The sequence below is a fragment of the Chryseobacterium sp. JJR-5R genome, assembly GCF_034047335.1.
In the GTDB taxonomy this organism is placed as follows: domain Bacteria; phylum Bacteroidota; class Bacteroidia; order Flavobacteriales; family Weeksellaceae; genus Chryseobacterium.
Genome location: NZ_CP139137.1, coordinates 1,338,546 through 1,353,311, shown reverse-complemented (window position 1 = coordinate 1,353,311; position 14,766 = coordinate 1,338,546). Strand labels below are relative to the sequence as shown.

The 14,766-nt window shown below is 41.4% G+C and carries 11 protein-coding genes; 2 read left to right on the top strand and 9 right to left on the bottom strand.

The features are described 5' to 3' along the window. Positions 1-71: 71 nt before the first annotated feature. The 7 genes from priA to SD427_RS06180 all read right to left on the bottom strand — a co-directional run bounded on the left by priA (position 72) and on the right by SD427_RS06180 (position 11,432). Positions 72-2,519: a primosomal protein N' gene (gene priA, locus SD427_RS06210; RefSeq protein ID WP_320560410.1), complete on the bottom strand. Its 2,448-nt coding sequence runs from the start codon at positions 2,517-2,519 to the stop codon at positions 72-74. 731 nt (positions 2,520-3,250) lie between these two features. Continuing rightward, a complete protein-coding gene (locus SD427_RS06205; protein ID WP_320560409.1) occupies positions 3,251-4,159 on the bottom strand; it encodes an AEC family transporter in 909 nt (302 codons plus the stop codon). 266 nt (positions 4,160-4,425) lie between these two features. Next, positions 4,426-6,918, bottom strand: a complete 2,493-nt coding sequence (locus tag SD427_RS06200) for a beta-mannosidase (protein WP_320560408.1) — start codon at positions 6,916-6,918, stop codon at positions 4,426-4,428. Continuing rightward, positions 6,918-7,424 carry a hypothetical protein gene (locus tag SD427_RS06195; protein ID WP_320560407.1) on the bottom strand — a complete coding sequence of 169 codons (507 nt, stop codon included), beginning with the start codon at positions 7,422-7,424 and terminating at the stop codon, positions 6,918-6,920. The genes SD427_RS06200 and SD427_RS06195 overlap by 1 nt, the downstream gene beginning before the upstream one ends. A gap of 28 nt (positions 7,425-7,452) precedes the next feature. Then, a complete protein-coding gene (locus SD427_RS06190; RefSeq protein ID WP_320560406.1) occupies positions 7,453-8,115 on the bottom strand; it encodes a copper homeostasis protein CutC in 663 nt (220 codons plus the stop codon). A gap of 40 nt (positions 8,116-8,155) precedes the next feature. Then, positions 8,156-9,148, bottom strand: coding sequence for a N(4)-(beta-N-acetylglucosaminyl)-L-asparaginase (locus tag SD427_RS06185; protein ID WP_320560405.1), 993 nt, complete (start codon positions 9,146-9,148; stop codon positions 8,156-8,158). Between the two features lie 61 nt (positions 9,149-9,209). Beyond that, entirely contained in the window at positions 9,210-11,432 is a 2,223-nt protein-coding gene (locus SD427_RS06180) for a beta-N-acetylhexosaminidase (protein ID WP_320560404.1), read from the bottom strand. 133 nt (positions 11,433-11,565) lie between these two features. On the opposite strand from SD427_RS06180, the gene SD427_RS06175 reads away from it, so the two are divergent. Next, positions 11,566-12,396, top strand: coding sequence for a DUF4197 domain-containing protein (locus tag SD427_RS06175; protein ID WP_320560403.1), 831 nt, complete (start codon positions 11,566-11,568; stop codon positions 12,394-12,396). A 67-nt stretch (positions 12,397-12,463) separates the two neighbouring features. Here SD427_RS06175 and SD427_RS06170 read toward each other — a convergent pair whose 3' ends face one another. Both SD427_RS06170 and SD427_RS06165 read right to left on the bottom strand, forming a co-directional pair. Then, on the bottom strand, positions 12,464-13,117 hold the full coding sequence (locus SD427_RS06170) for a CoA transferase subunit B (RefSeq protein ID WP_320560402.1): 654 nt from the start codon (positions 13,115-13,117) through the stop codon (positions 12,464-12,466). Positions 13,118-13,334: 217 nt separating this feature from the next. Further along, positions 13,335-14,036 (bottom strand): CoA transferase subunit A, encoded by a 702-nt coding sequence (locus SD427_RS06165; protein WP_320560401.1) that lies wholly within the window; start codon positions 14,034-14,036, stop codon positions 13,335-13,337. A gap of 262 nt (positions 14,037-14,298) precedes the next feature. On the opposite strand from SD427_RS06165, the gene SD427_RS06160 reads away from it, so the two are divergent. After that, positions 14,299-14,676 carry a hypothetical protein gene (locus SD427_RS06160; RefSeq protein WP_320560400.1) on the top strand — a complete coding sequence of 126 codons (378 nt, stop codon included), beginning with the start codon at positions 14,299-14,301 and terminating at the stop codon, positions 14,674-14,676. Positions 14,677-14,766 lie beyond the last annotated feature (90 nt).

The following is a 14,766-nucleotide window of genomic DNA, read 5'->3' as shown; positions in this document are numbered from 1 at the left end:
ATGTAGAAAATATTGCTGTACTTAGGTTCCCGGGGGCCTTATAAAAACTTTATAAAGTTTGTTAAAAAATGTTAAAAGTCTACAAATATATCTTTTTTGATACTCTGGTAAGCTGTAATTTCTGAAAATTCATTCAGGCTTAACAGGACCAGCTTTTTATATTCTTCATACTTTTTCCCCCGCGGGAGCTTCAGCATGATCTGGAACTGATAAAGATTGTTGAGTTTTGCAATCTGTGCTTTTTCGGGACCCAAAACACAGTCTTCGGGAAGGTATTTCCTGAGCACCGACCCCAGAAACTGGGACGCCCGGTTGACCTTATCTTCCTTACGGTGCTTCAGCTCGATCATAATCAGTTTCGTAAACGGCGGATAATGGAATTTTTTCCGTTCCGTTAAGATATATTTATACACCTTGGCCGGATTATTCATTTTAATCAGCTGGAAAACAGAATGCTCCGGATTAAAGGTCTGAATCATGATCTTCCCTTTCCCGGAAACCCTTCCCGCTCTCCCGGAAACCTGCGTAATCAGCTGGTATGCCCTTTCCTCTGCCCTGAAATCCTGTACGTACAGCATGGAATCTGCCTTGGGAATGGCAACCAGTTCAATATGGTCAAAATCCAGGCCTTTGGAAATCATCTGGGTTCCCACTACGATATCCGTTTCGCCCTCTTCAATTTTTTCATACAACTTTTCATAGGCAAATTTTTTCCGCATGGAATCCACGTCCATGCGGTCCACTTCATGGTCGGGGAATAATTTGGATACTTCTTCGTGGATCTGCTCTACCCCCACGCCCCTTTCATTGAGGTTTTCGGAGTGGCATTTCGGGCAGGTCTTCGGTTTGGAAGCCCGCTGGCCGCAGTAATGGCATTTCATTTCATTGGCCGCTTTATGATAGGTCATCACCACATCGCAGTTGGAACAGTAGTTTACGTAGCCGCAGGTCTCACATTCCACTACATTGGCATAGCCGCGGCGGTTGTGGAGGACAATAGCCTGATTTTTTTCTTCGATGGTTTTTTTGAGCTCATCAATCAGCTGCAGCGAAAAGTTACCGGAGACTTTTTTGGAATCCTGAGCTTCCTTAAAATTAACCAGCTCATATTCAGGCAGGCTGACATTTCCGAAACGTTCATCCAGGAAAACATATTTCATTTTATCTTTCCGGGCGTTGTAATAGCTTTCCACGGAAGGGGTCGCAGAACCTAAAATCACTTTTGCCCCATAAAAATTTCCCAGTACCAGCGCCGCATCCTTTGCATTGAAATAGGGGGAAACCTCTCTTGGCCGGTAGGCGGAATCATGTTCCTCATCCACTACTACCAGTCCCAGGTTTTCAAATGGCAGAAAAAGGGCATTCCGTGTCCCGATCAGGATTTTAATGTCATTGTGCCTGATCCTCCGCCACACTTCCACCCGTTCAAAATCGGTAAGCTTCTGGTGATAGAACCCGAGCTGCCGCCCGTATTTTTTTTCCAGCCTCCGGGTAATCTGCTTGGTTAAGGAAATTTCAGGAAGCAGGAACAGGACGTTTTTCCCTTCGCTGATGCATTCTTCTATTTTTTCAAGATAAATATGGGTTTTTCCGGATGAAGTCACGCCATGAAGCAGCACATTTTTCCCTTCCTCGAAAGCTTCATCAACCTCAGCCTTGGCTTCTTTCTGGGCTTCGGAAAGTGCTTCCAGGGCTTCAATTTCCCCTTCATAGCTTTCAATCCGGTCTTTTTGCATGGAATATTCTTCAACCAGGTTTTTATCGGCCAATGATCTAAAATGCGAGCTCGCAAAATATCCGTCTTCAAACAATTCCGATTTTCTTATATGCCCTTCAGGGTGTTCCGCCTGTTTTTCCAGGATATGAAGCAGGAGCTCTTTCTGTTTCTGTGCCCTTTTCAGGCCCAGAAGAATGTCCGTAAGGTTGTGATTGTTTACGGCCTCACGATTTACTTTAACGTAAGCAATTTCTTTGGCTTTGTACTTTTCAGCAATTTTTTCATCAATTTCAATGTACTGCAGGTCAATCAGGGAATTGATGGTTTTAATGATATCCTTTTTCGGGATAAATGCCTCAATATCTGTCAGGTTGATCAGCTGCCTGATTTCCAGAGCCTGGATCAGGTATATTTCATTGCCGTCCAGGTTCTCGAAATCAACTGCTGCATTGGGTTTTAGTTTCAGGTAGGTTTCACTTTCCAGTTTCAGGGAAGAAGGGAAGGCAAAACGGTAAATTTCCCCTAAGCTGCACAGGTAATAATCTGAAAGCCAGTTCCAGAACCTGATCTGTTCCTGCGGGACAATGGGTTTGTCATCCAGGATACTGATTACTTCTTTGGCGATAAAGCTTTCCGGCTGGTTGCCGTGAAGCTCAAAAACAATTCCCGTGTAAATTTTCTTTCCCCCGAACGGAACGAGTACCCGCATCCCTGTCCGGATCTGGGGCTGCAGCTCTTCCGGGACTTTATAGGTAAAAGACCCTTTTAAATTCAACGGCAAAACAATCTGTGCGTACAGCAAGTGAAATATTTTAAAGTGTAAAATTAGATTTTTCTTCAGAGAACTGCAATTTTTTCTACGTTTACAGACCTGATATCAGTTAATAGATCAACCATGAAAAACACCGTTTCTTTATTTCTTCTGCTTTTATCACGGCTATTCACGCTCAGGAAAAGATATTGTTAAAAAAAGGGGAGATTACCATTCCGTCCGGCAAAAAGTTATTTTAAAACCAATATTTGAAAATGATAAAATAACGGACTTTGAGATTGTATCTGAAGAAAACGGTACAGAGAAGAGAGATCTGTTTGACATGCTTGAGAATTTTAAAAAGGACACCAAAAAAAGACAATGCTACGGATTTTACATTTTCCGAGGCAAAAATAATGAACAGTTTTATTTTCACTTTATTCACTGTTCAAAAGACAGGAAAAAAGATGAATTTTAAAGCGAAGATCAGATTAAAATGAACCTCTTCATATTACGCTGATTCTGTTATGCCTGTCCACAGCAATTTACTTCCGTGGAACAGTGGTAAGATGCTGTTGATTTTATTTTCCTTTATGACTTTGAGTTGGTGAATTAAATACCTTATATTACCAGTAATAAAACCCGCCTCGACCCTAGCCCCGATTGCAGCGGAAATCCTTTTTGAAAAAAAGATTGCAGCGGAAAGCGGGAAACAGCTCCTGAAAATAAATAATGGGTAATGGGAAAATAACAGATGCTTACTTCTTTCAGTATGATTTATTTCAGAACAGGACTTTAATAATCTGATACCAGAATGCGGAAGTAAACAGTCCGGCAACGATACTGAATCCGATGGTTAAATTGGCCAGTTTGGTATTCAACCTGAACTGTTCTGCAATGATGCTTGACGTTAAAACGGCCGGCATTGCCGATTCAAAAATAGTGATTCTGGCAATATTCCCTTTTATGCCGAAAAGCAAGGCAAGCAACAAAGTAACGGCGGGCGCTAAAATTAATTTGTACAGCATTGAAACGGACATTTGCGGGATTAATTTTTTCCAGCCGTTGAATTTCAGCTGTAATCCGACCGAAAACAGAGCCAGCGGGCTTACGGTGGCTGCCAGTTTATCAAAGAATGGTTCTGCCCAGGTGAAATCGATAAACTGGGATAAAATCAATGCGGCGATACATCCCATCAACGGCGGAAAGGTAAGCAGCCGTTTTAAGATCAGCCGTGCGCTTACTTTGCCTGATTTGCTTCCGCCCTTTATCGCGGCTATGATCCCCAACGTGGAAAGGGAGAAAAACATGGTCTGGTCACAGATGACCGCAATGCTCAAAAGGCTCTCGCCATAAAACGCGGAAACGAGCGGAAAGCCCAGAAATGACGTGTTGCTGTAACCGCTTACCAACTCCAGCGTACTTCTCGACCGCCTGGAATAGCCTTTGCTCCTGCTGTAAAACATCATAAAGAAAAAACAGAAAACCGAAGTCAGGAAAGTGGCGATGATCGGAAAAAGCATTTCACTGGTCCAGTGAAGCTTCGGTAAATATTTGAACGAAACGGCAGGCAACGCGAGGTAGAGGATCCATGTATTGATGCCTTTGTGCGCATCAGGATGGATGGATTTTGTTGCTTTGAAAACCATCCCTGCGATAATGCATACTGCGATCAGAACAAAATTTACCATTGCTTTTTATAAATCTGGTGCAAATTTACGGCTGATTTTTCAGTTAGGGAATGGAAATCTATCTTAATTGAGAGTGCCATGTAATTTTTTAATGCAACAGTTGTTTTCTATTCTCCTGAATGAAGATCTTTCTTTAAGTGAACCATTAAGATGTATTGAGATTTTAGGAATGTGTTTATATTTATATGCATTTTAAACTTTCAGGATTTTAAGGGAACCTGAGATTCTTGGCTTTGCTTTATTTGATTCAGATCACAAGCACAGAATTACTCATTCATCGTATCCCAGAGGCTCATTACCTCAATTTTTCCCAGAGGTTTTGACAGGATAATTCGCTTTGACATTTTCGGGAGCAAATCAAAAAAATTGTCGCTGAAATGTACATCTCCAATCAGATAAACATCTTTTGCCAGGACATCGGTGGAAATTTCGATTTCCGTGGAAGAAATTTTCCTGATTTTAAGATTGGGTTTGGTAAGTTTTAAATCTTTCGGTTTTGCAAAGAAATGGGTACTCCGGGCAATAATTTTCTGGTTTTTGTCCTTCATGTGAATATTGAGAAAAACCTCATTCCTGTCTGAACTCCCGATGATCTCCTCAAGTGAAAACGGATCAAACTTTACGATACCGTTATCATTTAAACCTTTACCTTCCGCAGTTCCTGCCGAACCTAATTTTTCACCGTTGAATTTAATAATATCGAAATTCACATAGACTTCATTAAACTTCATGAAATCATCATTAATTCCGTAAAAATTCAGCATTCCGCCTTTCTCTTCCGTTAAAACTACCTGGCCTTCAAAGCTTCTCTTAACCTGGTAATGCAGTGCTTTCCAGTTGCCCAGATAATCAACCGATGACCAGGAAATCACCGGCCAGCAGTCATTCAGCTGCCAGTATAAAGTTCCCATATTGTACGGTTTTGCACGGCGGTGCGCTTCAATGGCTGTCTGCATCCCACGGGCCTGCAGCAACTGAGATACGTAATTATATTTCACAAAATCTTTAGGAACGGTATAATCACGTTTCATGTATTCATCAATAATCTGAAAGCCCCGGGAATTTTTCTCGTGTGCCTTTATGGTTGGATTTTCCAGACTTAAGTCCGGTTTTCCCGAAAACATGGATTTTACGGCTTCAAGGCCCGGCATTCCCTGAAAGCCGTATTCCGAAGCAAATCTCGGAACTTTTTCATTGTAGATTTCAAACGGCTGCTCGCCCCACCAGACGCCCCAATAATGAGAATCCCCTTCGGTTAAGCTTTCTTTATGGCCCCACCCGATTGACGGCGAACTCGGCCAATAGATCGCCTGACCTTTTCCGGCAACTTCATCAAGTGTTTGGGGAATAAATTCATGAAAGAGCTTTTTATAATCTTTCCAGACCTGTAATGAATCTTCCCTGGAATATTTGAACTGCTTCTGGTAGCCCCAGTTGACGATGGCTTCGTCAATTTCATTGTTCCCGCACCACAACGCGATGGATGCATGGTTCTGAAGCCTCTTGACCTGGTCTTTGACTTCCTCTTTTACATTGTTGAGAAAATCTTCATCAGACGGATAAAAACTGCCTGCAAACATAAAGTCCTGCCAGACCAGAATCCCGTTTTCGTCGCAGGCTCTGTAGAATTCTTCGTCCTCGTAAATGCCGCCGCCCCACACACGGATCATGTTCATATTGGCCTCTTTGCAGTCTCTGATCAGCTTCCTGTATTTTTCTTTTGTAATTCTTGGGGTAAAACTGTCGGAAGGAATCCAGTTGGTTCCTTTTGCATACAACGGTTTACCATTGACTTTAAAATAGAAAGATTTGCCCTCCGCATCTTTTTCCTGAACAAGCTCAACGGTTCTTAAACCGATTTTTTCCGTTACATCACTTATAATTTCAGAGTCTTTATATAAAGCAATTTTTAAATCATATAACTTCGGTTCACCCCATCCGTTAGGCTGCCAGAGTTTCGGGTTCTTGATCTGATAAGGGACTGAAACTGTATTTGCTCCCTGTTTTAAAGAAATATTCTGAATATTTTTGTTTACTGAAATACTGTATTTCCCGGCCCGCTGAGCAATAATTTCAGTGTGGATCTGTAATTCTGCCGGTTTGCCGGTTACTGTTTTCTGCTCTATCCTTACGTTTTTTATTTTAGCGCGGTTCCAGAAATTCAGCTGTACGTCTTTCCAGATTCCGGCTGTTACCAGTCTGGGACCCCAATCCCATCCGAACTGGTATTGTGCTTTCCTGGCAAAGCTTCGCGGAGATTCCGGCATTGTAAACGGGACTTTTTTCGCTAATTCTTTTCCGGCATTTACCGAAGACCTGAATTTAACCTGCAGTACATTATCCCCAGTTTTTAAATACTGCTTCACCGGAATTTCCCATTTTCTGAACATGTTATCCGTTTTCTTCAACCGTTTTCCATTCAGATAAATTTCAGAAAACGTATCCAATCCGTTAAACACCAGATCAACATTCTGATTTTCAAGCTCTTCTGGTGAAATTTTAAATGAAGCCTGATAATCCCAATCTTCATTTTCTACCCACTGGACGTTTTTCTCATTTTCATCTTTATAAGGATCTGGAATTACTTGATGATCCAGCAGATCAAGATGAACCGTTCCGGGTACCGTGGCAGCCTGCCAGGAAGTTTCTTTTGCATTTTTAAATTGCCATTTTTCCTGATTTAAATTTCTGACAGAAGTTTGACTTTTGATTGTAAAACTTAGTAAGGAAATGAACAAGATGAAATATTTATTAAACATTAATTCAAGAGTTTAAATGTTCGCAGTATTTTCCATTTTTCATCATTTTTCTGCTCTATTAATGATATTGTCTTAAACGTAAGCTGAGCCGGCAATTGTCTTTTTACTATGTCAATAAAAATATCTTGGGAGCATACTGAATTTCTTGGGTGTAAAAGCGTGATATGTGGATTTTGTATCCGTGGAGCTTCGATACCATTTTTCAGAATGCGTGTTCTGAGTTCATTAAATTGAGATTCACTATCATATACAGGAATAAAAATTCCCTTTTCATCCTCAAAAAGTTTTGGCTTGCCAAGCTGACATATCAGTTGGTGAAATTTTAAAGCAGATAAATTAACCAGTACTTTGTCTAAATGTGTAATCTCATCTTCCCTGCAAAGCGTTATATGACAATCAATCATTGCTTTTTGTATAGGATTATACTCACTTCGAATATATTCTATCTCCAAAGCATCCGCTTTATCAGCAAACAATGTGAGTTGTCGTCTTATCTTTTTCATCATAAAAACTTTGTATTTAAAAATAAAAAGGTTAAGTATGCTTCAAAGCAGCCACCTCATCCGCATCCGCAAAAGCACCGCCATCCGTAATTGCAGAAGAATGGAAATATTCAGCTTTAGTGAAATCCCTGATGTCTTCAATATTTGTGGAACGCAGACCTCCTCCGACAAGGATTTCTATTTTTCCGGCAGATAATTCGACCAGTTTTTTCAGGTTTTCTTTTCCTTCAGAAACATTGGATTTCTGCCCGGATGTGAGAATGGTTGTAAAACCGCATTCAATTACTTTTTCCAAAGAATTTTCTAAATCTTTGGCCCGGTCAAAGGCCCGGTGAAACGTACACGGATAAGGTTTTGCAAGTTCAGCCAGCTCTTTATTCTGTTCCGTGTTTACCTCATCATTCTCGTCTAAAATCCCGAATACAAAACCATCGACCTGTAGAGATTTTAATTGGGTCAGGTCATTTTTCATCTGTTCAAATTCGGCATCGGAATAGGTAAAGTCTCCGCCCCGGGGACGGATCATCACGAAAAGCGGAATGCTTATTTTTCGCCTGAGCTGTTTCACGGTTTCAAAATCAGGCGTTGTTCCGCCTTCGGCTAATCCGTCGCAGAGCTCTATTCTGTCGGCACCGTTTTCAAAAGCAACCATTGCAGATTCCGGGTTGAAACAGGCGATTTCTATTTTTGACATTTGAATTTATAATTTATAGAAAATTTATTGCTTATTGCTATTATTTCAGTGCGAATTCAGGTTTTTCCAGCCGGTTTCCTTTCCGGTCATGGACCGCAAAATTAAATCCGTCCTGCATACAGTACGAACCGTATTCCCCTTTTTTATTGATGGCAATAAAGCCGACCTGGATATCTTTCAGGTTTTTATTCCTTGTTTTGGTAATTTTCACAATCCTTTCCACTGCTTCTTTGCAGGCCTCCTGCGGATGCCTGCCCTGCCTCATCAGTTCCACTACGAGATGAGTTCCCACCATCCGGATTACTTCTTCACCGTGGCCGGTTGCGGTTGCTGCGCCTACTTCATTATCAACAAACAATCCGGCTCCGATAATCGGCGAATCACCTACCCTTCCGTGCATTTTGAAAGCCATTCCGCTCGTGGTACAGGCTCCCGAAAGGTTGCCCTGTGCATCCATAGCAATCATCCCGATGGTATCATGATTTTCAATGTTTACAATAGGTTTGTATTTGCTGTCTTTCAGCCATTCTCTCCATTCTTTTTCAGATTCAGGCGTCAGGAGGTTTTCTTTTTTAAAGCCTTGTGAAAGGGCAAACTGCAGAGCACCGTCGCCTACGAGCATAACGTGGGGCGTTTTTTCCATCACGGCTCTTGCTACAGAAACCGGGTTCTTGATATTTTCCAGGCCGGCTACCGAACCGATGTTATAATTTTCGTCCATGATGCAGGCATCCAGCGTCACTCTGCCGTCTCTGTCCGGACGTCCGCCATAACCGACACTTCTCTCATTCGGATCAAGCTCTATCAAGCGTACCCCTTTTTCAACGGCATCCATAGACCTTCCGCCTTTTCCTAAGATAGTCCACGCTTCTTCATTAGCCCGCAAACCGAAATCCCAGGTAGAAAGAACGACAGGCTTATTGACCGCTGTATTATGCTGAGGACTGTTTTCAGCGAACAGATCCAAGGGGTTTAAAAGGAGTGCGGATGACAATATCCCTGTTGTTTTTATAAATTTTCTTCTTGAAGACATTTTTTAAAGTTTAGATTATCATTTTAATAGTGTATTCATACAATGAATAATAAGCGTACATTTATTTCGCTCCGATCTCATCCACAAACAACCATGCTTTTGAATCTGCTCCCGGGTTTCCTGCCGGAATAATCCCTGCATTTTCTATCTTGACTCTGATATATTTAGAATTTTGATTTCCGACTTTAAGATTGATTTTTCCTTTTGCCGAAACAATTTCCTCTCTTCCGATTTCTTTGATTATTTTAAAGTTTTTACCATCATCCGAAAGAGAAACCGTCGCTGATTTTGCCAGATGGATCCAGCTTCCCTTATTATCCAGCGTATTGAAATACACTTCTGAAAATGGCATGTTCTGTCCGAAATCGATGGTTGCCACCACATCTTTCCCCTGAAAACCCAGCCAGGTTTTCCCCAGTTGCTTTACATTTCCGGTAATTCCGTCAACTAAAGTGAATGCGCCGCCAAAAGCATAATTTTCTCCGGGCTGATGTTCTAAAATGATCTTTTTCCCAGTTGTTTTTGAAGGGGAAAAATCCTGGGAAGAAACAGCAGATTTTAGTTCTCCATTTTCAAAATAAGCAGATTTTATGGTTATCGCTTTTAAAACCGGTATCGGATCCTGATAGGTTGCTGAATTTGATACCGGATTGCTTCCATCAATCGTAAATTTAATGCCGTCCGGATTCTGCGATGTTGAAAGTTCATAAGAAACACCCTTATGATCAGGAATTACCTTTCCGGAAATATTGTAGATGCTTTTCGCATAGTTAATATTCAGTTTATCTAAAATTTTAAAATGCTGAACCGCCCTGTTTTCAAATTCCTTGTAATTTTCCGGTTTAGAAGTCCCCCAGCCTACTTCGGAAAGTGCAAATAACCTTGGGAAAATCATGTATTGAACCTGTTTAAAATCAAGGATATATTCTGTCCATAAATTAGCTTGTACACCCAGGATGTATTCGGATTGTGCAGCATTCAGCTCTTCAGGAACAGGATGGTAAGAGTATACTTTATCCAGAGGCGTAAAACCTCCGAAAGCATTAGGTTCCGTCTGCGGATCGCCCTGATAATGGTCAAAATAACAGTAGGAACCCGGAGTCATCACCGCAAAATGAGCTGATTTGGCAGCTTCCACTCCTCCTTTGATCCCGGTCCAGCTCATCACAGCCGCATTCGGAGCCAATCCGCCTTCCAGAATTTCATCCCAGCCGATGATTTTCCTGCCTTTGCTGTTTACATATTTTTCAATTCTCTGAATAAAATAACTTTGCAAGCCATGCTCATCTTTGAGGTTATATTTTTTAATCAAAGCCTGGCAATGTGCACATTCTTTCCATCTTGTTTTCGGGCATTCATCGCCGCCGATGTGAATATATGGTGAAGGAAAAAGCGCCATCACTTCATCCAGTACATTTTCCAAAAATGTAAATGTTTCTTCTTTCGGGCAGAAGACATCATCAAAAACGCCCCATTTCGTAGCCGGCTCAAAAGGCCCTTTGGTACAGGCCAGTTTCGGATATGCCGATAAGGCAGCCAGTGCGTGGCCGGGCATTTCTATTTCCGGAACTACATTAATATGCCTTTCCTGAGCATATTTTACCACTTCTTTAATCTGTTCCTGTGTGTAAAAAAACGGCCCGTACGGTTTTCCGTCATAGGTATCGTCAACATACGCTCCAATCATGGATTCTTTGCGTTTTGAACCGATCTGTGTCAGTTTCGGATATTTTTTGATTTCGATTCTCCAACCCTGGTCATCGGTTAAGTGCCAGTGAAACGTATTGAGCTTATACATGGCCAGATAATCGATATATTGCTTTACTTCGTTCACCGTAAAAAAATGGCGGCAGACATCAAGATGCATCCCCCTCCATGCAAACCTCGGCTCATCCTCAATTTTCATGGCCGGGATCTTTTTGCTTTCTTTAAATTCTTCAAATAACTGAATTAATGTTTGAAGCGCCAGAAAATAACCCTGCTTTGTATAGGATTGAATTGAAATTTGTCTGGAAGTAATTTCCAGGGAATAAAACTCGTCATTCTGCTTTGAGTTTTTTGAGTCTGTCAATTGGGAATATACCAGATGTGCGCTTGGCTTTCCGGAATTTTGAAATTTCAAGATTAAATTCGATTTCTTTTTAAAGTATTCGGTTTCTTCTTTTGGAAGCGCCTTATCCAGGGACATTATTTCAGGAATAACAAATTCTCCCGTTTGAAGCTCAACTTTCTGCGGATAAGGAATTAAATTTAACCGGTGCTGGGAAAAAAATGTATTTGACAAAAGTATAAAAAGTATAAAAGCTGAGCGTATCATCGTACTGGATTAGGTTTGGGCTAAGATAATTATTTTCCTAAAATTTAGTAAGCTTTAACTTATTAAAAAATAAAACATCTAATCCTGTAAAAGTAAAATGATGAGAAAAACGATTGGATTGGCAGCCATACTGCTGTTTTCAGTTTCTGCGCAGGCACAGATTTTCGATGCGATTAAATCTAAGGTAAAAGACAGAACCGGAATTGACCTGAATGCTCCGGTAAAAACAACAACAAACACCGGTACTTCCACGGCTACGACTACAACCACAAAAACTCAGAATGCTTCAGGGATAAATTTCCCTGTCAATACCGGCAGTCTGACTTCAACTCAAATTTCCTCAGGTTTAAAAGAAGCTTTAAGCCTCGGCGTAACAGAAGGCGTGAAAAAACTGGGTGTGACTGACGGTTTTTTAAAGAATGAAGCTGTAAAGATCCTGATGCCCGAAAAATTAAGAAAAATAGATACAACCCTCCGTTCGATCGGTTTGGGAAGCCTGGCAGACCAAGGCGTGAAATTACTGAACAGAGCTGCGGAAGACGCGGTAACAGAGGCGGCCCCGATCTTCACCAAAGCCATTACCTCAATGACGATTACGGATGCTAAGAATATCCTGCTGGGAAGCGATAATTCGGCTACGAACTATTTACAGGGGAAAACCCAAAGCCAGCTATTTACTGCTTTTCAGCCGAAAGTAAAAGCATCACTGGGAAAAGTAGGTGCAGATAAAGTATGGTCTAATTTAATTTCAAAATACAATACGTTTACAGGACAGGCGGTGACAACTGATCTTAATGAATATGTAACTACCGAAACCATTAACGGTGTTTTCAAGATGGTAGCCCAGAAAGAAAGCGGCATCAGAAATACGCCAGCCATGAGAACGACAAGTATTCTGCAGAAGGTTTTCGGGGCTCAGGATGGAAAATAGCTTTCTTTTGTATTGAATAAGAAGCTTAAAAAAAACCTTGTCGGTTCATTGACAAGGTTTACTTTGTTTAAAACTGCATTTCAGGAATTTCACCATCAATGATCAGGTCTGCTTCCGTAGATTTTATAATGTGCTCCACGGAAACGCCGGGTGCCCGTTCCACAAGCCTGAAACCGGCTGGTGTAACGTCCAAAACGGCTAATTCGGTAACGATCTTTTTAACACAGCTGATTCCGGTTAAAGGAAGCGTACATTTTTTAAGGATCTTGCTTTCCCCGGCTTTGTTGACGTGCATCATGGCCACGATAATATTTTCGGCCGAAGCCACCAGGTCCATCGCACCTCCCATTCCTTTCACCATTTTTCCGGGGATTTTCCAGTTGGCAATGTCTCCGTTTTCTGAAACTTCCATGGCTCCGAGAATGGTAAGATCTACCTTCTGGCTGCGGATCATCCCGAAACTGAATGCGGAGTCAAAAAATGAACCTCCCGGCAGGATGGTGATGGTCTGTTTCCCGGCATTGATGACATCTGCATCTTCCTGTCCTTCAAAAGGGAAAGGCCCCATTCCCAGAACTCCGTTTTCACTCTGAAATTCTACGGAAAGATTGTCCGGAACATAATTGGCGACCAAAGTAGGAATTCCGATTCCCAGGTTTACGTAATATCCGTCTTTAACTTCTCTGGCAATACGTTTTGCTATATCTTCTTTACTTAACATACTTTTAATTTGAAAATTTGATGATGCGGCAATCTGAAAGCTGCTGCGATCTTTTTATTTTTGGAAATAATCTGCTGGTTCCGTCAGCCGGAAATGAACCATTCAATTAAATTTCTTCTGAAATATCGATCAATAACATGTCAGAAAAACTATGTACTGGTTATCAGGCTTTCATTTTTCCACTGCTGAATTTTAAAATTGAACTTCTTTCCGGACGTTATCCTTCTTTCCGGACGGTGCGCTGTTCAATTCTTTTTTCAAATTTTTCACCCTGGAAAATCCTCTGGATCATAATTCCCGGAATGTGAACCTGATTGGGATCCAGTTCCCCCGGCTCTACCAGTTCTTCCACTTCAGCAATGGTAATCTTTCCGGCACCAGCCATCGGATGGTTGAAATTCCTTGCCGACCCTTTAAAAATAAGGTTTCCGGCATGGTCGCCTTTCCAGGCTTTTACAATAGAATAGTCTGCTTTAAACGCATGTTCAAGAATATGCGGCTTGCCGTCGAAATCTTTTACTTCCTTGCCTTCCGCCACTTCCGTCCCGAAACCGGCCGGGGTATAAAAGGCCGGAATGCCTGCCTGTGCTGCCCTGCATTTTTCCGCCAGGGTACCCTGCGGGGTCAGTTCCACTTCCAGTTCACCGGAAAGCATCTGTCTTTCAAACTCTGCATTTTCGCCTACATAGGAAGAGATCATTTTTTTAATCTGTCTTTTATGAAGCAACAGCCCCAGGCCGAAATCATCAACGCCTGCATTGTTTGAAATACAGGTAAGGTCTTTTACATCGCTCTCTACCAAAGCGTTAATTGAATTTTCAGGAATCCCGCAAAGCCCGAATCCGCCCAGCATCAGCGTCATTCCATCCGTAATTCCGGCGATGGCTTCCTTTGCATTTTTTACTCTTTTATCTATCATGAAATATCAGATTTTTCTGTTGGCCTAATTTAATACTTTTTCTTTATTCTGAAGAACAGCGATTCATTTTGACATAAGATAAAATTCTCCGGATAAAATAATGACCTGCTTAAACAGCAACTGCGAGTAATACAGATAAATTTTGATTTTTAAATGATTAAACAGATCCGATATTAGAACAGTGTACATGATGCATATCTTATCATGGTCTGAATTTTGGTTACTGTATGATGCACCAGTTGTTACAATTAAATATCACATTATGGAAACGAAAGACATTTCAAGAATTGCGCTCGGCGCATTTCTTATCACGGCAGGAATAGGGCATCTTACTTTTGCAAGAAAAGAATTCCAGGCCCAGGTCCCGGAATGGGTCCCGCTGAAAAAAGATAATACTGTGGTGTATTCAGGAATTGCGGAGATTGCACTGGGTACGGCCATGATTGCCACCCCGGAAAAATACAGAAAAACGATGGGAAAAATTGTTGCAGGATTTTTCGCAGCTGTCCTTCCCGGCAATATTGCCCAGTATAAAAACAGAAGGGATTCATTCGGACTGAATACGGACAACCGGAGATTTGCAAGGCTTTTCATGCAGGCTCCCCTGATTGCCTGGGCATTAAAATCTACAGATGATTAATGTACACAACATAAAATGCGCGGGAAAATTAAAATTTTCCCGCGCATTTTTTAATCCAATTTAATTCTGTTTCCTTAAAACCTTTAATTT